The 20,149-nt window shown below is 44.9% G+C and carries 14 protein-coding genes and 4 tRNA genes; 15 read left to right on the forward strand and 3 right to left on the reverse strand.

Annotated elements, in window-relative coordinates; translation table 11 throughout:
• Positions 1-784: 784 nt before the first annotated feature.
• Positions 785-2,125, reverse strand: a complete 1,341-nt coding sequence (pssA, locus tag MSG34_RS19280; RefSeq protein ID WP_248339114.1) for a CDP-diacylglycerol--serine O-phosphatidyltransferase — start codon at positions 2,123-2,125, stop codon at positions 785-787.
• A gap of 91 nt (positions 2,126-2,216) precedes the next feature.
• Entirely contained in the window at positions 2,217-2,648 is a 432-nt protein-coding gene (locus tag MSG34_RS19285) for a GNAT family N-acetyltransferase (RefSeq protein ID WP_052880291.1), read from the reverse strand.
• Positions 2,649-2,714: 66 nt separating this feature from the next.
• Between MSG34_RS19285 and murB the strand changes: the two genes are divergently transcribed.
• On the forward strand, positions 2,715-3,761 hold the full coding sequence (murB, locus tag MSG34_RS19290) for a UDP-N-acetylmuramate dehydrogenase (protein ID WP_248339115.1): 1,047 nt from the start codon (positions 2,715-2,717) through the stop codon (positions 3,759-3,761).
• The gene (birA, locus tag MSG34_RS19295; RefSeq protein ID WP_248339116.1) at positions 3,758-4,723 is read left to right on the forward strand and encodes a bifunctional biotin--[acetyl-CoA-carboxylase] ligase/biotin operon repressor BirA; all 966 of its coding nucleotides are present in this window, start codon (positions 3,758-3,760) and stop codon (positions 4,721-4,723) included. The genes murB and birA overlap by 4 nt, the downstream gene beginning before the upstream one ends.
• A gap of 7 nt (positions 4,724-4,730) precedes the next feature.
• On the opposite strand, the gene coaA is transcribed toward birA, so the two are convergent.
• Entirely contained in the window at positions 4,731-5,654 is a 924-nt protein-coding gene (gene coaA, locus MSG34_RS19300; protein WP_017066910.1) for a type I pantothenate kinase, read from the reverse strand.
• A gap of 210 nt (positions 5,655-5,864) precedes the next feature.
• Here coaA and MSG34_RS19305 point away from each other — a divergent pair.
• The 13 genes from MSG34_RS19305 (at position 5,865) to rpoC (ending at position 19,795) form a co-directional block, all read left to right on the forward strand.
• A tRNA-Thr gene (locus MSG34_RS19305) sits at positions 5,865-5,940 on the forward strand.
• Positions 5,941-5,984: 44 nt separating this feature from the next.
• Positions 5,985-6,069 (forward strand) — tRNA-Tyr (locus MSG34_RS19310).
• A gap of 39 nt (positions 6,070-6,108) precedes the next feature.
• Positions 6,109-6,183 (forward strand) — tRNA-Gly (locus MSG34_RS19315).
• A gap of 13 nt (positions 6,184-6,196) precedes the next feature.
• Positions 6,197-6,272 (forward strand) — tRNA-Thr (locus MSG34_RS19320).
• Positions 6,273-6,367: 95 nt separating this feature from the next.
• Entirely contained in the window at positions 6,368-7,552 is a 1,185-nt protein-coding gene (gene tuf / locus MSG34_RS19325; RefSeq protein ID WP_010435158.1) for an elongation factor Tu, read from the forward strand.
• 223 nt (positions 7,553-7,775) lie between these two features.
• Positions 7,776-8,153, forward strand: a complete 378-nt coding sequence (gene secE / locus MSG34_RS19330; protein ID WP_010435558.1) for a preprotein translocase subunit SecE — start codon at positions 7,776-7,778, stop codon at positions 8,151-8,153.
• Positions 8,154-8,166: 13 nt separating this feature from the next.
• Entirely contained in the window at positions 8,167-8,715 is a 549-nt protein-coding gene (nusG, locus tag MSG34_RS19335) for a transcription termination/antitermination protein NusG (protein WP_010435556.1), read from the forward strand.
• Between the two features lie 213 nt (positions 8,716-8,928).
• Positions 8,929-9,357: a 50S ribosomal protein L11 gene (gene rplK, locus MSG34_RS19340; RefSeq protein ID WP_010435555.1), complete on the forward strand. Its 429-nt coding sequence runs from the start codon at positions 8,929-8,931 to the stop codon at positions 9,355-9,357.
• A gap of 4 nt (positions 9,358-9,361) precedes the next feature.
• Positions 9,362-10,066, forward strand: a complete 705-nt coding sequence (gene rplA / locus MSG34_RS19345; protein ID WP_017060523.1) for a 50S ribosomal protein L1 — start codon at positions 9,362-9,364, stop codon at positions 10,064-10,066.
• A gap of 250 nt (positions 10,067-10,316) precedes the next feature.
• The gene (gene rplJ / locus MSG34_RS19350; RefSeq protein ID WP_010435550.1) at positions 10,317-10,811 is read left to right on the forward strand and encodes a 50S ribosomal protein L10; all 495 of its coding nucleotides are present in this window, start codon (positions 10,317-10,319) and stop codon (positions 10,809-10,811) included.
• A 57-nt stretch (positions 10,812-10,868) separates the two neighbouring features.
• A complete protein-coding gene (gene rplL / locus MSG34_RS19355) occupies positions 10,869-11,237 on the forward strand; it encodes a 50S ribosomal protein L7/L12 (RefSeq protein ID WP_017631516.1) in 369 nt (122 codons plus the stop codon).
• A gap of 235 nt (positions 11,238-11,472) precedes the next feature.
• Positions 11,473-15,501, forward strand: coding sequence for a DNA-directed RNA polymerase subunit beta (gene rpoB, locus MSG34_RS19360; protein WP_017060526.1), 4,029 nt, complete (start codon positions 11,473-11,475; stop codon positions 15,499-15,501).
• A 91-nt stretch (positions 15,502-15,592) separates the two neighbouring features.
• Complete coding sequence (gene rpoC / locus MSG34_RS19365) at positions 15,593-19,795, forward strand: DNA-directed RNA polymerase subunit beta' (protein WP_017060527.1); 4,203 nt, start codon at positions 15,593-15,595, stop codon at positions 19,793-19,795.
• Positions 19,796-20,149 lie beyond the last annotated feature (354 nt).

Consider the following 20,149-nt stretch of genomic DNA (forward strand, 5'->3'; position numbering starts at 1 on the left):
GTAGTTCAGTTGGTTAGAATACCGGCCTGTCACGCCGGGGGTCGCGGGTTCGAGTCCCGTCCACTCCGCCACTTATTAGAGAAGCCCTGCTAGCAATAGCAGGGCTTTTTTACATTTGAAGAAAAGTGTTTTGCTTTTAGATTGGATGAGTGCTGTAAAGGCACTGAGCCCCTGCTCTTCATGCTATTCCGGCACATATTAGAAAGCCTAGTCTGACGACTAGGCTTTCGTCGTTTCTGGCGTATGTGTTTGGGATATTGGCTACAGATTCTTATCACTATCTATGAGATGTCTCTCTGGCCGTCAGGAGGTGCTTCTTGGGAATATAAGCGGTTACTTCTAACTCTGGTAGTTGAGCTAAAATAGAGCAGAGCATCAACCTGAGGGCTTTACTATGTGAGATTCCCCATTACGCTCGCACTTTGCTTTAGGGAATGATGAACATTATTGCTTTTGGTACGTATAGGATAATTGTTGATTATGTTCGTATTGGGACTCGTTTAACTGCTCTCTAAACCATACCAGATACACGTATCTGAAACTCTTAGACTGACTAAGGAAAAGGTAGGGTGTTTAACACTCCAAGCTATCACACTCACTGTGGATAAATAGAGATGTTGACTTGAAATGACCATCAAGCAAACCTATCTCGCTATCTCGCTATCTCGCTATCTCGCTATCTCGCTATCTCGCTATCTCGCTATCTCGCTATCTCGCTATCTCGTAGATACAAAAACGCCTAGCGTTTGCTAGGCGTTGATAAATAGTATTTCTAATACATCGACTAAAGTATTTGTTTAAGGACTCTGTCGGCTTTCACACGAGTGATCTTACGAATCAACTTCTGAACTTCCATCGGGTAGCTCTCTACCTTGTCTAACTGCTTATAAGTACAGATAAGCTGAGTGTGTTGAAGGATGTTATCCACTTCAGCCTGGAACTTGTCTGTTAGGTGATGGTAGTTATCTTGGATGAAGATACCGTTCTCTAGATCCAGCTTCCAGGCGCGAGGGTTTAGGTTATTACCTGTTAGTAGCATGTAGCGCTTATCTACCCATATGCCCTTTAGGTGGAAGCTATTGGCATCGTGTTGCCAAAGTCGAATTGATAGATTACGGCTAGCAATATGAGCTTCATTGGCTTTAGCGAAACGGCGTAAGTTCAGTTCGTACAGGTATGGCAGACCACCAATCGTTTTAAACTCTTCTTCTGGCGAGATAAAGAAATCATTTGCTGTCTTATCGCCAACAACAATGCTGACCTTTACACCACGCTTAAGTGCTTTCTTCACTTCTTTAGCTAGGCTAGGTGGGAAGTTGAAGTAAGGTGTGCAGATGAAGATTTCATCTTTAGCTTGAGCGACGAGTTGATTGATTCCCTGGTTCAGACGGTTACGTCTTTTACCGATACCAACCAATGGTGTTACAGCAACTTGGTCTGCTGAAACCTCTTGACCATCGAATTGATACTGAGACCTTGCCAATGATGCTCGAAACTGACGAATCGCTGGTTTCAGTTCTTTGGTTGCAGGCTTGTTCTTATCAGCCAGGTCATAAACAGCGCTGTCCGCAATCATCTGTTCGTGTACGTAGGCAAACATTGAGTCAGCAAGCGCCGCGTTGTTTAAAACGTGGTAACGATCAAAGCGATAGCGGTCATGGTAATTCAGGTAGATATTGTTAAGGCTTGCACCGCTGTATATCACGCTGTCATCGACGATAAAGCCTTTTAAGTGCAATACGCCAAAGACTTCTTTGCCGCGAACTGGAATGCCATAGACAGGCACAGAATGCTGATATTTTTCTGCAAACTCTTTATACATGGCTGCATTGCCTTCAGAAGACTCTGCACCAATCAATCCACGCTGCGCTCGGTGCCAATCGACACAAACGCTCACGTTTAATTCTGGGTTCTTTTGCTTTGCTTCATATAAGGCAGTTAGGATCTCACGGCCAGCCTCATCATCTTCAAGGTACAAAGCGACTAAACTAATACGAGTCGTTGCGCGAGATATCTCATCAAGTAGGCGAGTTCGAAACTCTTGCGCTGATAGTAGTACTTCAAACTTGTCAGGATTCTGCGCTATGGTTGGCAACTGTATGAATGGATTCCTACTGGCAATCATATTGACTGTTTTACCTTAAAAATATGCAAAATTGCGAACCTTTAATTTTACCAAAGGGATAGCACCAAATACTAGATAATCGAGGCATTCTCTAACAAATTTGCTGATAATGCATAGGAATGAGATCTTTTCCGCTATTCGAATAGCGCTGGTATAAAACTCTTAAACCATTTGGTAGATTTTTAGGGTCTACTTGTACGAATTTGTGTCGCGCGTAAAAATTGGTGAGATGAGCGTACGCAAAGCAGTAATCGTCTTCCGTAAGCGTATGTTGCGCACAATAATCCATAAGCTGGGAGCCTAATTGCTGACCACGATGTTGTTTTGATATAGCCATACCGGTAAGTAAGCGACTATTTTCTATTGTACGAAAACGCACGACACCGCACAGCTCGTTATCCAGTAATAACGAGTAGATCAGTTCACTCTTATTCGCTTTTCCCGTTGGGTAGTGTTCTTTATAGAAACGTTTAACTAGGGGAACCTTTACTGGGTCTAATTGAGTAATGATGACATTGTTCATTCAGTCACTGCGCCATTGGTTTATCTGCTGTAGAATGACCGCAGTGTAAGTTAATTGAATATCGCCATGCAATTCCATCTCAATGCTAGTTTAAAAAATGTTCATACTTTTTCCATCGATCAGACGTGTGATGCGTTGGTTGAAGTCACCACTACCGAAGAACTGATTTCGCTTTACAAAGACCCTAAATGGTCAGCTTTGCCTAAGTTGATACTGGGTAAGGGCAGTAATATGCTTTTTACGGAGCACTTCGCTGGCCTGGTCATTGTGAATAAATTAGCCGGGATTGAGCTGGCCGAGACGGACAGTCATCACCTACTGCATGTAAGTGGTGGCGAGGATTGGCCAAGCTTGGTTGAGTGGAGTGTGGATAAGGGGTTGGGTGGTATAGAAAACCTAGCAATGATACCCGGTTGTTCAGGCTCTGCTCCGATTCAGAATATTGGTGCGTATGGTGTTGAGCTGCAAGATGTATGCGAGTATGTCGATATTCTGTGTCTGGATACTTATACAGTTAAGCGATTAAGCAAAGAAGAGTGTCTCTTTGGTTACCGAGATTCTATCTTCAAACACGCTCTCTACGGTAAAGCGATTGTTGTTGCGATTGGTTTAACGTTGCCGAAAGAGTGGGAGCCATGCAATCACTATGGCCCGTTAAAAAGCCTAGCAGCCGATACGCTCTCTCCTCGCACTATATTTGATGAAGTGTGTGCTATCCGTTCAAGTAAGCTACCAGACCCTAGAGTACAAGGGAATGCGGGTAGTTTCTTCAAAAACCCTGTGATCACCAAAGATCATTTTGATCGCTTGTTAGCTCTATATCCAAATATTGTCGGCTATGAGAGTAATGACATGATCAAAGTTGCTGCTGGCTGGCTGATTGATCAATGCCAGTTCAAGGGTGTGACAGAAGGTGGCGCTCAGGTTCACCCCAACCAAGCATTGGTTATCATCAATTATGATGAGGCTTCTGCTGTGGATATCCTTAAGCTTGCAGAGCGAGTGCGCCAGTCCGTCTTGAATAAATTCGATATTCGATTGGAACATGAAGTGCGCTTTATGGGACGAGACTGCGAGACAAACCTAGACAAGGCTTTGGAGTCATTGGCATGAGAGAACACAGTACCAAGCTTGCACTATTGAGATGCCTTGCTGACGGTGAGTTTCATTCAGGTGAAGACCTAGGTGAAATGATTGGTGTGTCACGAGCGGCTATCAGTAAGCACATTAAGGGTATTCAAGAGTGGGGTTTAGATATCTATCGATTACAAGGCAAGGGTTACAAGCTAGCCAGTCGTTTAGATATGCTTGACCAAGAAAATTTGTCTGCAGTTAGTCGCGATGCTTCTCTTGAACTGATTCCCATTATAGGTTCTACAAACCAACACCTATTAGAGCGTAATAACACCCTCGAATCGGGTTCTGTCTGTATTGCGGAATATCAAGCAGCGGGCCGTGGGCGTCGTGGACGAGAGTGGGTGTCGCCATTCGGTGCAAACCTATATCTTTCAATGTATTGGAGACTCGACGCCGGGATGGCTGCCGCTATGGGGTTAAGCCTTGTTGTTGGTGTTGCTGTTGTTGAAGCCTTGGAAGAGATGGGTGTTGAAGGTGTAAAGCTCAAATGGCCGAACGACCTCTACCACAATGATAAGAAGCTTGCAGGTATCTTGGTCGAGCTGTCAGGACAGTCTGGTGGCGCTGCGCATATTGTGATTGGTTTAGGGCTAAACTTATCCATGGATCCAACAACATCAGGTATTGGCCAGCCATGGACTTCCCTTAAAGAAGTGTGTGATGGGAAGGTGCCAGACCGTAACCAGTTAGCGCAGGCTCTGATCAATGCTTGGGATAAGTCACTTGTCGACTATGAGTTGAAAGGAATGTCCAATTTTGTAGAGCGTTGGAACCGCTTGGATAATTTCTTAGGTCGCAATGTTAGGCTGATCATTGGACCTAGAGAAATTGAAGGTGTTGTTCAAGGCATCGATGAACAAGGCGCTGTATTGCTCAAAACTGAGAATGGTGTCGAGAGCTATATTGGTGGCGAGATATCGCTAAGAAAAGGCGACTAAGGCGTTACTATTTTCTTAGTAACACTTCTTCAACCATATGATCTGCGCCTTTACGTAGAATCAAGTGAGCCCTTTCTCGTGTCGGAAGGATATTCTGTTCTAGGTTCAAGCCATTAATTGAACTCCAGATACCTTCTGCTTTGTCCAATGCGGCTTGGTTCGATAATTTAGTGTAATGACTAAAGTAAGAGCCAGGCTTAGTAAACGCGCCATCTCGGAATTTCATAAAGCGATTGACGTACCATTCTTTGATTTGTTGGCTATCGGCGTCAACATAGAGTGAGAAATCAAGGAAATCTGAAATAAACACGCGATGTGGCTCGTGTGGATAATTCATTCCGGTTTGCAAGACATTAAGCCCTTCAATAATAAGCACATCTGGTAGATCGACGCACTTAACGTCATCGGTAATGTTGTACGTAAGATGCGAGTAAACAGGGGCTGTGACATTTCTCTTGCAAGCTTTTACATCCGAAACAAAGTTCACTAAACGCTTGATATCGTAAGACTCCGGAAAGCCCTTTTTGCTCATCAACCCTTTCTCTTCTAACACCTCGTTTGGATATAAAAAGCCATCGGTTGTCACTAGTTCAACTTTTGGGTGGTTTTCCCAGCGAGAGAGTAGGGCTTTAAGCAGACGCGCAGTGGTACTTTTGCCAACGGCTACGCTACCCGCAATACCGATGATAAAAGGTGGCGCTTTCTCTTTCTTATCTAGAAATTGGTGGAGTACCGAGTTTCTATTCTGTCGGGCTGCCACATAGAGGTTCAATAGACGAGATAGCGGTAGATAGATCTCTACTGCCTCTTCCATTGTGAGCTTTTCATTGATGCCTTGAAGCTCTTTTAAGTCGCTCTCAGAAAGTGTCATCGGAACTAAATTCCTTAGCTCAGACCAACGTTCGCGGTCAAATGACATAAATGGGCTCATACAAAACTCTATAGTGGATAACAAAACAAGTGCATGGAAAATACATCAAGCGATAGATAAATAAAATATCTTCCTGTACTAGATGCGGGTTAAAGACGTAAACCTTGAGCTAAATAGCCGTATGTAGGAGTTTGCTCAGAGAATTTTGCACTTTTTTTCAATTTGCTATTGCAAGGTGGAAAATCATTCAATAAAATGCGCCCCACTTGTGCCGACTTAGCTCAGTAGGTAGAGCAACTGACTTGTAATCAGTAGGTCACCAGTTCGATTCCGGTAGTCGGCACCACTTTCTCCCTTCCTTTAAAGCAAGCGAGAGAAAGCTCAAAATTTGGAGAGGTTCCCGAGTGGCCAAAGGGAGCAGACTGTAAATCTGTTGGCACTGCCTTCGATGGTTCGAATCCGTCCCTCTCCACCATATTCTAAAGGTTAAATAGCTCAAACAGAGTTACGTGTTGCGTGCATCGTATAATGGCTATTACCTCAGCCTTCCAAGCTGATGATGCGGGTTCGATTCCCGCTGCACGCTCCAACTCATTTTGTGTGCTGATATAGCTCAGTCGGTAGAGCGCACCCTTGGTAAGGGTGAGGTCCCCAGTTCGACTCTGGGTATTAGCACCAGTCTAAAGCTTCTTCTCCTTTAATAAAGAAAACCATTTTTTTTGGTTGCGTGGTCTTATTTTAAGCCACCTAATCCGTACCTAGAGGGACACCCCATGTCTAAAGAAAAATTTGAACGTACGAAACCGCACGTAAACGTTGGTACTATCGGCCACGTTGACCACGGTAAAACAACTCTAACTGCTGCTATCTGTACTACACTTGCAAAAGTGTACGGTGGTGTTGCTAAAGATTTCGCATCTATCGATAACGCTCCAGAAGAGCGTGAGCGCGGTATCACAATCGCAACTTCTCACGTTGAGTACGATACTCCAGCACGTCACTACGCACACGTAGACTGTCCAGGACACGCGGATTATGTTAAAAACATGATCACTGGTGCTGCACAAATGGACGGCGGTATCCTAGTTGTTGCTGCGACTGACGGCCCTATGCCTCAAACTCGTGAGCACATCCTACTTGGTCGTCAAGTTGGTATCCCTTACATCATCGTATTCATGAACAAATGTGACATGGTTGATGACGAAGAGCTACTTGAGCTAGTTGAGATGGAAGTTCGTGAACTTCTTTCTGAATACGACTTCCCAGGTGATGACCTACCAGTTATCCAAGGTTCTGCACTTGGCGCACTAAACGGCGAGAAGCAGTGGGAAGACAAGATCGTTGAGCTTGCAGAAGCACTAGATTCTTACATTCCTGAGCCAGAGCGTGCAGTTGACCAACCGTTCCTACTACCAATTGAAGATGTATTCTCAATCCAAGGTCGTGGTACTGTTGTAACTGGTCGTATCGAGCGCGGTATCCTACGTGTAGGTGACGAAGTAGAAATCGTTGGTATCAAAGAGACGACTCTTACTACTTGTACTGGTGTTGAAATGTTCCGTAAACTGCTTGACGAAGGTCGTGCAGGTGAGAACGTTGGTGCACTTCTACGTGGTACTAAGCGTGATGACGTTGAACGTGGTCAAGTACTTTCTGCGAAAGGTTCTATCAACCCACACACTAAGTTTGAGTCTGAAGTATACGTACTTTCTAAAGACGAAGGCGGCCGTCACACTCCTTTCTTCAAAGGTTACCGTCCACAGTTCTACTTCCGTACAACTGACGTAACAGGCGATATCACTCTACCTGAAGGCGTAGAAATGGTAATGCCAGGTGACAACGTTCAAATGACTGTTGAGCTAATCGCTCCAATCGCAATGGACGAAGGTCTACGTTTCGCAATCCGCGAAGGTGGCCGTACAGTTGGTGCTGGTGTTGTAGCTAAAATCTTTGCATAAGATTTGACGAACCACTAGTAAAAAGGGCATCATTTGATGCCCTTTTTCTGCGCTAAAAAAAGAGTTGGATGTTTTGACATCGATTTTTGCTCTTAGCAAAGAATTAAACGGTCTTTTTGACTAAAATGACTGTTAGATGTGTTGTTTTGCAACGCAAAGGAATGTGCCCTGCAACAGCGGGGTTATTGTCGTCTATATTTAAGACTTATCACAGGTTGGTTTTATGAAAGCAAACGCTGAAACTCCTGATAGCTCAGGTGCAGCAGATACAATGAAGTGGATTGTCGCTTTTGTTCTGTTGGCTGCTGCTGTTGTGGGTAATTACCTGTATGGTGAATTGTCTGTTGTAATTCGCGCTGCAGGTGTAGTTGTGCTGATTGCTGCCGCACTAGGCGTTGCAGCAACAACAACTAAAGGTAAAGCTGCGATCGATTTTGCAAAAGAATCTCGTATGGAGATTCGTAAAGTTGTTTGGCCTACTCGCCAAGAAACTATGCAAACTACATTGATCGTTTTAGCTGTATGTATTGTTATGTCTCTAGTGCTTTGGGGAATTGACGGCATTATGGTCCGTCTAGTTTCTCTAGCAACTGGGGTGTAGAGGGTTCTGATTCATGAGTGAAGCTCCAAAAAAACGTTGGTATGTAGTTCAAGCCTTTTCTGGCTTTGAAGGTCGTGTTGCACAGTCGCTACGCGAGCATATTAAAATGCACAACATGGAAGAACTATTTGGCGATGTGCTAGTACCTACTGAAGAAGTAGTGGAAATGCGTGCAGGTCAACGCCGTAAAAGTGAACGTAAATTCTTCCCTGGCTACGTATTAGTTCAAATGATCATGAATGATGAATCATGGCACTTAGTACGCAGCATTCCGCGTGTTATGGGCTTCATTGGTGGTACCTCTGATCGTCCTGCACCAATCACTGATAAAGAAGCTGATGCTATCTTGAACCGTCTAGAGAAAGCGAGCGAGTCTCCACGTCCTAAGACAATGTTCGAAGCGGGCGAAGTGGTTCGTGTGAACGATGGTCCATTTGCTGACTTCAACGGTACTGTTGAAGAAGTAGATTACGAGAAAAGCCGCATTAAGGTATCTGTATCGATCTTTGGTCGTGCAACACCGGTTGAGCTTGAATTTGGTCAGGTTGAAAAACTGGACTAAAACTCTAAGTTTTGAATAAGCTGTGGATAAATACTTCATAAGTTGTTCAAAATAAAAGAGTATAAAAAACCACCTTTTTAGGGTTGTTAAAGGCGCGAATTATGATTATAATTTCGCGCCTTTTTGCTTCTGTGGAAGTAAAAAAGAGTTAATTGAATTTATGGGGAGCTCGCCTTGCGGCTAGCGCATGTACCCAAAATATTAGGAAATATCATGGCTAAGAAAGTTGAAGCTTATATCAAACTGCAAGTTGCAGCTGGTATGGCAAACCCAAGTCCACCGGTTGGTCCTGCTCTAGGTCAACACGGCGTGAACATCATGGAATTCTGTAAAGCGTTCAACGCAAAAACAGAATCTGTTGAGAAAGGTCTACCTACTCCAGTAGTTATTACTGTTTACAACGACCGTTCTTTCACGTTCGTAACTAAGACTCCACCTGCTGCTGTTCTTCTTAAGAAAGCTGCTGGCGTTAAGTCTGGTTCAGGTCGTCCAAACACTGAGAAAGTTGGTACTGTTACTGACGCTCAAGTTCAGGAAATCGCAGAAACTAAAGCTGCTGATATGACTGGTGCTGACATCGAAGCAATGAAACGTTCTATTGCTGGTACTGCTCGTTCAATGGGCCTAGTGGTAGAGGGATAAGATCATGGCTAAACTTACTAAGCGTATGCGCGTAATCCGCGACAAAGTTGACTCAACTAAAGAATACGAAATCAGCGAAGCTGTTGCTCTTCTTAAAGAACTAGCGACTGCTAAATTCGTTGAGTCTGTAGATGTTGCTGTTAACCTAGGCATCGATGCTCGTAAATCTGACCAAAACGTTCGTGGCGCAACAGTGCTACCTCACGGTACTGGCCGTGACATCCGCGTTGCTGTTTTCACTCAAGGTGCAAACGCAGAAGCTGCTAAAGCTGCTGGCGCAGATATCGTTGGTATGGAAGATCTTGCTGAGCAAGTGAAAAAAGGCGAAATGAACTTCGACGTAGTTGTTGCTTCTCCAGATGCAATGCGTGTTGTTGGTCAACTAGGTACAATCCTAGGTCCACGCGGCCTTATGCCAAACCCTAAAGTTGGTACTGTAACTCCTAACGTTGCTGAAGCGGTTAAGAACGCTAAAGCTGGTCAGGTTCGTTACCGTAACGACAAGAACGGCATCATCCACACTACTATCGGTAAAGCATCTTTCGAAGCTAGCCAGCTTCAAGAGAACCTAGAAGCTCTTCTAGTTGCTCTTAAGAAAGCTAAGCCTTCTTCAGCTAAGGGTTCTTACCTGAAGAAAGTAAGCATCTCTACTACGATGGGTGCTGGTGTTGCTGTTGATCAAGCTAGTCTTGACACTCAAGCAAACTAATTTGCTTAGGCGCAGATTTAGTGTATACTTCTGCGCCTAATATTTGTGGTTGGGTGGTTTTAAAGCAATTTGAAATCATCTATCCCAAGACCGTAGGCGCTGTCGATTTTCATTAGATTATTGATAGCTTAATAAAACCTACGTAGGCGATGTTGTGGTTTGAAATGAATTTATTCATTTTTAAATAACATCGTAAACGCTCATTACATTTTGTATTGAGTGCTGTAATCACAACCAGAGGTTAATCCAAATGGCTTTAAATCTTCAAGACAAAAAAGCAATTGTTGCTGAAGTCAACGAAGCTGCCAGTGGTGCACTTTCTGCAGTTGTAGCTGATTCTCGTGGCGTTGAAGTTGGCGCAATGACTTCTCTACGTAAACAAGCTCGCGAAGCGGGTGTTTACATGAAAGTTGTTCGTAACACACTAGCACGCCGTGCGGTTCAGGGTACAGACTACGAGTGTCTAGTAGACACTTTCACTGGTCCAACTCTGATCGCATTCTCTAATGAGCACCCAGGTGCTGCAGCGCGTCTTTTCAAAGACTTCGCTAAAGAGAATAAAGATTTCGAGATCAAAGCTGCTGCATTTGAAGGCGCAGTTACTGATGCTGAAGTACTAGCGACACTACCAACTTACGACGAAGCTATCGCACGCCTAATGATGTGCATGAAAGAAGCTTCTGCTGGCAAGCTGGTTCGTACTATCGCTGCTGTTCGCGACCAAAAAGAAGAAGCTGCGGCATAAGCCTTGCTTTTCACTGGTTGCTATTTAAACTTATTGTTGACTTAAAAGAGAATTGTTATGTCTATTACTAACGAGCAAATCCTAGACGCAGTTGCAGAAATGTCTGTAATGCAAGTTGTTGAGCTTATCGAAGCTATGGAAGAGAAATTCGGCGTTACTGCAGCTGCTGCTGTTGTAGCTGGCGGCGCAGCTGGCGGCGACGCTGCTGCTGAGCAAACTGAATTCGACGTTATCCTAACTGCTGCTGGCGCTAACAAAGTACAAGTTATCAAAGCTGTACGTGGCGCAACTGGCCTAGGTCTTAAAGAAGCTAAAGGTCTTGTAGACTCAGCTCCTGCAGCGCTTAAAGAAGGCGTTGACAAAGCTGAAGCTGAAGCTCTTAAAGCACAGCTAGAAGAAGCTGGCGCTTCTGTTGAAATCAAGTAATTATTACTTAATTTCTTAGCCGCAAGGCTAATGGCTGGTGGTTTATTAACCACCGGCCTTTTTGCGCTGTAGGGCTATGACGAATTTTCCGCTGTTTAACCGTCATAATCCGAGCAAAAAAACAGTCATTTTTTCGAAATGATTGTTCACTACAGTAAACAGCTGTTTGTCACCGCCCCCTCTTGAAGAGTGTTTTGGGTGGTTTGGGTCACTTATCAGCGAGCTGAGGAACCCCATGGTTTACTCTTATACCGAGAAAAAGCGCATCCGTAAGGATTTTGGTACTCGTCCACAAGTTTTGGACATTCCATACCTGTTATCGATCCAGCTTGATTCTTTCGACAAATTCATCGAACAGGATCCAGAAGGTCAATACGGTCTTGAAGCTGCTTTCCGTTCTGTATTTCCAATTCAGAGCTACAACGGCAATTCTGAGCTGCAATACGTTAGCTACCGTCTTGGTGAGCCAGTTTTTGACGTTAAAGAATGTCAAATCCGCGGTGTTACTTACTCAAAGCCACTACGCGTAAAACTACGTCTAGTTATCTTTGATCGAGATGCACCAGCAGGTACTGTAAAAGACATTAAAGAACAAGAAGTCTACATGGGCGAAATTCCGCTTATGACAGACAATGGTACTTTCGTAATTAATGGTACCGAGAGGGTTATCGTATCCCAGCTGCACCGAAGCCCAGGCGTGTTCTTCGACAGTGATAAGGGTAAGACCCACTCATCAGGTAAAGTTCTTTATAACGCACGTGTAATTCCTTACCGTGGCTCATGGTTAGACTTTGAGTTCGATCCTAAGGATAACTTATTCGTACGTATCGACCGTCGTCGTAAGCTACCAGCATCGATTATTCTTCGTGCACTTGGTAAATCGACTGAAGAGATCCTAGATCTGTTCTTCGACAAAGTGAACTTCGAAGTTAAAGACCAAACTCTTCTTATGGAGTTGGTTCCTGATCGTCTACGTGGTGAAACTGCGTCATTCGACATCGAAGCAAACGGCAAAACTTACGTTGAGACTGGTCGTCGTGTTACTGCTCGTCATATCCGTCAACTTGAAAAAGATGGCGTTGAGCACATCGAAGTACCAGTAGAGTACATCGTTGGTAAAGTTGCATCTAAAGATTACATCAATGAAGCAACTGGCGAGATCATCGTTGGCGCGAACCAAGAGATTAGCCTAGAAGCACTTGCTAACCTGTCTCAAGCAGGTCACAAGGCTCTACAAACTCTGTTCACGAATGACCTAGATCACGGTCCATTCATGTCAGACACTCTACGTGCTGATAGCACAGTAGATCGCATCTCTGCATTGGTAGAAATCTACCGCATGATGCGTCCTGGCGAGCCACCAACGAAAGAAGCTGCAGAGTCTCTATTCGAGAGCCTATTCTTCTCTGAAGAACGTTACGACCTATCAACTGTAGGCCGTATGAAGTTCAACAGCTCTATCGAGCGTGAAGAAGAAGAAGAGCGCGGTACTCTGGATGAATCAGACATCATCGAAGTGATGAAGAAACTGATTGGTATCCGTAACGGTATTGGTGAAGTGGACGATATCGACCACCTTGGCAACCGTCGTATCCGTTCTGTAGGTGAAATGGCAGAAAACCAATTCCGTGTTGGTCTAGTTCGTGTAGAACGTGCCGTTAAAGAGCGCCTAAGCCTTGGTGACCTTGATGCAATCATGCCTCAAGATCTTATCAACGCTAAGCCGATCTCTGCTGCAGTTAAAGAATTCTTTGGCTCTTCACAGCTTTCACAGTTCATGGACCAAAACAACCCATTGTCAGAAGTTACGCACAAACGTCGTATCTCTGCTTTAGGTCCTGGTGGTCTTACTCGTGAGCGCGCAGGCTTCGAAGTACGTGACGTTCACGTAACTCACTACGGTCGTCTATGTCCGATCGAAACGCCTGAAGGTCCAAACATCGGTCTAATTAACTCGCTATCTGCGTTTGCACGTTGTAACGATTACGGTTTCCTAGAAACTCCGTACCGTCGCGTAGTAGATGGTGTAGTAACAGAAGAAGTTGATTACCTGTCTGCAATCCAGGAAGGTCAATTCGTAATCGCGCAAGCAAACACCATTCTTACTGAAGAAGGTACGTTTGCAGATGAGCTAATCACAGCTCGTCAAAAAGGTGAATCTGGTCTTCACCCACGCGATCACGTTGACTACATGGACGTTGCGACAAACCAAGTAGTATCTATCGCTGCTTCGCTTATCCCGTTCCTAGAACACGATGATGCGAACCGTGCATTGATGGGTGCCAACATGCAACGTCAAGCTGTACCAACACTTAAGGCTGATAAGCCTCTAGTCGGTACTGGTATCGAACGTAACATCGCAGTTGACTCTGGTGTTACAGCGGTTGCTAAACGTGGTGGTCAAGTTCAGTCTGTAGACGCTTCTCGTATCGTAGTTAAGGTTAACGAAGATGAATTGGTACCTGGCGAAGCTGGTATCGATATCTACAACCTAACTAAGTACACGCGTTCGAACCAAAACACATGTATTAACCAACGTCCAACTGTACTTCCTGGTGAACCAGTTGCACGTGGCGATGTTCTTGCTGATGGTCCTTCAACAGACCTTGGTGAACTAGCTCTTGGCCAAAACATGCGTATCGCATTCATGCCTTGGAACGGTTACAACTTCGAAGACTCGATCTTAGTATCCGAGCGCGTAGTTCAAGAAGACCGTTTCACGACAATCCACATTCAAGAACTATCTTGTGTGGCTCGTGATACTAAGCTGGGTTCTGAAGAGATCACAGCTGATATTCCAAACGTAGGTGAGTCTGCTCTGTCTAAACTAGACGAGTCAGGTATCGTTTACATTGGTGCTGAAGTTAAGGGTGGCGACATCCTAGTTGGTAAAGTAACCCCTAAAGGTGAAACTCAACTGACTCCTGAAGAGAAGCTACTACGTGCTATCTTCGGTGAGAAAGCATCTGATGTTAAAGATACTTCTCTACGTGTACCAAACTCTGTTTCGGGTACTATCATCGATGTACAAGTCTTCACTCGCGATGGCGTAGAGAAAGACAAGCGTGCACTTGAAATCGAACAGATGCAGCTTAAAGAAGCTAAGAAAGACCTAACTGAAGAGTTCCAAATTCTTGAGGGTGGCCTTCTTAACCGTGTTAAAGCTGTACTTCTGTCTGGTGGTTACTCTGAAGCTAAGCTTGATACTATCGGTCGTAAGCAATGGCTAGAGCAAGTTCTAGAAGACGATGCGCTACAAACACAGCTTGAGCAACTTGCTGAGCAGTGGGATGAGCTAAAAGCAGACTTCGATAAGAAGTTTGAAACTAAGCGTCGTAAAATCACTCAAGGTGATGATCTAGCGCCTGGCGTTCTTAAGATTGTTAAAGTTTACCTAGCGGTTAAACGTCGTATCCAGCCTGGTGATAAGATGGCCGGTCGTCACGGTAACAAAGGTGTAATCTCTAAGATTAACCCTGTTGAAGACATGCCATACGATGAGAAAGGTCAGCCTGTAGACATCGTACTTAACCCGCTGGGTGTACCATCGCGTATGAACATCGGTCAGATCCTAGAAGTTCACCTAGGTTTGGCTGCGAAAGGTATCGGTGACAAGATCAACCAAATGGTTAAGGAACAACAAGAACTGCATAAGTTCCGTGAGTTCCTACAGAAGGTTTACGATCTTGGTGATACTCGTCAGAAAGTTGATATTGCTGAACTGTCTGATGATCAAGTTCGTACACTGATCAAGAACCTACGTGGCGGTCTACCGATTGCTACTCCTGTGTTCGACGGTGCTTCTGAGTCTCTAATCAAAGAACTACTTAAACTGGGTGATCTGCCAGAATCTGGTCAGCTTAAACTGTTTGATGGTCGTACTGGTGATTCGTTTGAGCGTCCTGTAACTGTTGGTTACATGTACATGCTGAAACTGAACCACTTGGTTGATGACAAGATGCATGCTCGTTCAACTGGTTCTTACAGCCTAGTAACTCAGCAACCACTTGGTGGTAAAGCTCAGTTCGGTGGTCAGCGTTTCGGTGAGATGGAAGTATGGGCACTAGAAGCATACGGTGCTGCATATACTCTACAAGAAATGCTAACAGTTAAGTCAGATGACGTTAACGGCCGTACTAAGATGTATAAGAACATCGTAGACGGTAACCATAGCATGGAACCTGGTATGCCTGAGTCGTTCAACGTACTGTTGAAAGAGATTCGCTCGCTAGGTATCAACATCGAGCTAGAAGACGAAGAGTAATCCCTCCTCTTTTTAAAAGAAGATAGGATTATTTGGTAAAAGGGAGCTTGCTACAGCAGTGAGCTCCTTTAACTCCTTACAGGAGCTGAATGTGAAAGACTTATTAAACTTTCTAAAAGCACAGCATAAGACCGAAGAATTTGATGCAATCAAAATCGGTCTATCTTCACCAGACATGATCCGTTCATGGTCTTTTGGTGAAGTTAAAAAGCCGGAAACAATTAACTATCGTACGTTCAAACCTGAACGTGATGGTCTGTTCTGTGCACGTATTTTTGGTCCAGTTAAAGACTACGAATGTCTTTGTGGCAAATACAAGCGCCTGAAGCACCGTGGTGTTATCTGTGAGAAGTGTGGCGTTGAAGTTACACAAACTAAAGTTCGTCGTGACCGCATGGGCCACATCGAGCTAGCTTCACCAGTTGCTCACATCTGGTTCCTAAAATCACTGCCGTCTCGTATCGGTCTGCTAATGGATATCCCTCTACGTGATATCGAACGTGTTCTTTACTTCGAGATGTACGTAGTAACTGAACCAGGTATGACTGATCTAGAAAAATCTCAGATGCTTACTGAAGAAGAGTATCTGGATCGTCTAGAAGAGTGGGGTGACGAATTCACTGCTAAGATGGGTGCTGAAGCGATCAAAGATCTGCTTGCAACAATGGACCTTCATCAAGAAGTGGAAGAAATGCGCGAAGAGTTAGAAACAACTAACTCAGAAACTAAGCGTAAAAAAGTTACTAAGCGCCTGAAGCTAGTTGAAGCGTTCATTGCATCGGGTAACGATCCGCAATGGATGATTCTGACTGTACTTCCGGTTCTGCCGCCAGATCTACGTCCTCTAGTACCACTAGATGGCGGTCGTTTTGCGACTTCAGATCTGAACGACCTTTACCGTCGTGTGATCAACCGTAACAACCGTTTGAAGCGTCTTCTAGAGCTAGCTGCTCCGGACATCATCGTACGTAACGAAAAGCGTATGCTGCAAGAGTCTGTTGATGCACTTCTAGATAACGGTCGTCGTGGTCGTGCTATCACTGGTTCTAACAAGCGTCCTCTGAAATCTCTTGCTGATATGATCAAGGGTAAACAAGGTCGTTTCCGTCAGAACCTTCTAGGTAAACGTGTAGACTACTCTGGCCGTTCTGTAATCACAGTAGGTCCATACCTTCGTCTACATCAGTGTGGTCTTCCTAAGAAGATGGCACTTGAGCTATTTAAGCCGTTCATTTACAGCAAGCTAGAAACTCGTGGCATGGCTACGACAATCAAAGCTGCTAAGAAGATGGTAGAGCGCGAAGAAGCTATCGTTTGGGATATCCTTGACGAAGTAATCCGCGAACACCCAGTACTGCTTAACCGTGCACCTACACTTCACCGTCTAGGTATCCAAGCGTTTGAACCAGTACTAATCGAAGGTAAAGCGATTCAGCTTCACCCACTAGTGTGTGCGGCATACAACGCCGACTTCGATGGTGACCAAATGGCGGTACACGTGCCTCTAACTCTAGAAGCACAGCTTGAAGCACGTACACTGATGATGTCGACGAATAACATTCTGTCGCCAGCGTCAGGTGATCCGATCATCGTACCTTCTCAGGACGTTGTATTGGGTCTTTACTACATGACACGTGACAAGATCAACGTGAAAGGCGAAGGTATGTACCTTGCTGGCCCTGCTGAGGCTGAAAAGGCATACCGTACTAAGACTGCTGAGCTACACGCTCGCGTTAAAGTACGTATCACCGAAACTGTAGTAGACGAAGATGGTAACAGCACTACTGAAACGAAGATGGTTGATACAACTGTCGGCCGTGCAATGCTATGGCAAATCGTTCCAGCTGGCCTACCGTACAGCATCGTTAACCAAAAGTTAGGTAAGAAGCAGATCTCTACTCTTCTTAACGAGTGTTACCGTAAGCTTGGTCTAAAAGATACAGTAGTATTTGCTGACCAAATCATGTACGCAGGTTTTGCATACGCTGCACTTTCTGGTGTTTCTGTAGGTATCGACGATATGGTTGTACCTCAAGCGAAATACGATGAAATTGAATCTGCTGAAGAAGAAGTTCGCGAAATCCAAGAGCAATTCCAATCTGGTCTTGTTACTGCGGGTGAGCGTTACAACAAAGTTATCGATATCTGGGCATCTACGAATGACCGCGTTGCGAAAGCAATGATGGATAACCTATCTTCTGAAACAGTTATCAACCGTGACGGCGAAGAAGAACAGCAAGAATCGTTCAACAGCATCTACATGATGGCCGACTCGGGCGCACGTGGTTCTGCAGCTCAGATTCGTCAGCTAGCAGGTATGCGTGGTCTGATGGCGCGTCCAGATGGTTCAATCATCGAAACGCCGATCACAGCGAACTTTAAAGAAGGTCTAAACGTCCTTCAGTACTTTATCTCAACGCACGGTGCTCGTAAGGGTCTTGCGGATACAGCACTGAAAACAGCAAACTCGGGTTACCTAACTCGTCGTCTAGTAGACGTTGCTCAAGACGTTGTAGTACACGAACATGACTGTGGCACGCATGAAGGTATCGACATGATGCCTCACATCGAAGGTGGTGACGTTAAAGTTGCACTTTCTGAGCTTGCTCTAGGTCGTGTAGTAGCTGAAGATGTTCTTAAGCCTGGTACTGAAGATGTACTGATTCCACGTAATACTCTGATTGATGAGAAGTGGTGTCAAATCATGGAAGACAACTCAGTAGATAGCATGAAAGTGCGCTCTGTTGTTACCTGTGATGCAGACTTCGGTTGTTGTGCACAGTGTTACGGTCGTGACCTAGCACGTGGTCACCTAGTGAACCAAGGTGAAGCTGTTGGTGTTATCGCTGCACAATCTATCGGTGAACCGGGTACACAGCTAACGATGCGTACGTTCCACATCGGTGGTGCGGCATCTACTGCAGCAGCAGAGAACAGCATCCAAGCTAAGACAACTGGTACTGTGAAACTTCACAATGCTAAGTTCGTAGTTAACAAAGATAAGAAACTGGTTATCACTTCTCGTGCATCTGAGATGACGATTATTGATGAATTCGGCCGTACTAAAGAGAAGCACAAACTTCCTTACGGTTCGATGCTAACCAAAGGCGACAACGCAGCAGTTACTGCTGGTGAAGTTGTAGCTAACTGGGAAGCGCATACCATGCCAATCATCACTGAAGTGGCAGGTCGTATCCAATTCGTAGATATGATCGATGGTATTACAGTTTCTCGTCAAACTGACGATCTAACGGGTCTTTCTTCAAGTGAAGTTACAGACGCAGCAGCTCGCCCAGCAGCAGGTAAAGATATGCGTCCAGCTATCAAACTTGTTGATGAGCAAGGTAACGACGTAATGATCCCTGGTACTGATATGCCAGCTCACTACTTCCTACCTGGCAAAGCGATTGTAAACATTGAAGATGGCGCTGAAGTTGGCATCGGTGACACACTATCTCGTATCCCTCAAAAATCGAGCGGAAACAAAGATATCACCGGTGGTCTACCACGCGTAGCTGACCTATTCGAAGCTCGTAAGCCTAAAGAGCCTGCGATCCTTGCTGAGCACACAGGTACTGTGTCTTTCGGTAAAGAAACGAAAGGTAAGCGTCGTCTAGTAATCACTCGTGAAGGCGGTGACGCTTACGAAGAGATGATTCCTAAGCATCGTCAATTGAACGTGTTCGAAGGTGAGAAGATTGAACGTGGTGATGTAATCGCCGACGGTCCTGAAACTCCACACGATATCCTGCGTCTACGTGGTATCCACGCAGTAACTCAGTACATCGCGAACGAAGTTCAAGAAGTTTACCGCTTACAAGGCGTAAAGATTAACGATAAGCACATCGAGACTATCGTTCGTCAAATGCTACGTAAGTGTACAATCACTCATTCTGGTGACTCTCCGTTCCTACCTGGCGAACAAGTTGAGTACCACAATGTTAAGATTGCTAACCGTAAGCTAGAAGCTGAAGGTAAAGAACTAGTACGTTTCGAACGTGACCTACTAGGTATTACTAAAGCATCTCTTGCAACTGAGTCATTCATCTCAGCTGCATCGTTCCAAGAAACGACTCGCGTACTAACAGAAGCTGCGGTTTCTGGTAAGCGTGATGACCTTCGCGGTCTGAAAGAGAACGTAATTGTTGGTCGTCTGATCCCAGCTGGTACTGGTTTCGCATACCACCAAGAGCGTCAAAAGCAACGTGAAGAAGAGCAAGAAGGTCCTTCAGCTGAACAAGCTACTGACAATCTAGCAGCACTTCTAAACGCTGGTTTCTCTTCAGAAGAGTAAGCTCTACGAGTAGTCTCTAAGAGATAAGAAAAAGGCACCTTCGGGTGCCTTTTTTGTATCTGGCGTATTGGTGTTTAACGAGAGGCCTATCGTTCAGAATCTGATAGGATTGCTTGATTGCTTGATTGCTTGATTGCTTGATTGCTTGGCTGGTGGACTTAGTTGAGAGTACTTTCTCGAAGGCAGTTTTGGGTGTTTACAGAAATGTCGTGAGGATGAAACTGGTGACAAGTGTTACGTCTGGTTATCGCAAAACATCAGAGTAGGGACGAACCAATAGGCTCTGCTAGAAGAGTTGGATGCTTTTGGTAACGCTACAGACAAAACAAAAAGCTTGCACAGAGGCAAGCTTAG

The organism is Vibrio sp. 1CM2L (assembly GCF_023161695.1).
GTDB classification, from domain to species: domain Bacteria; phylum Pseudomonadota; class Gammaproteobacteria; order Enterobacterales; family Vibrionaceae; genus Vibrio; species Vibrio coralliirubri.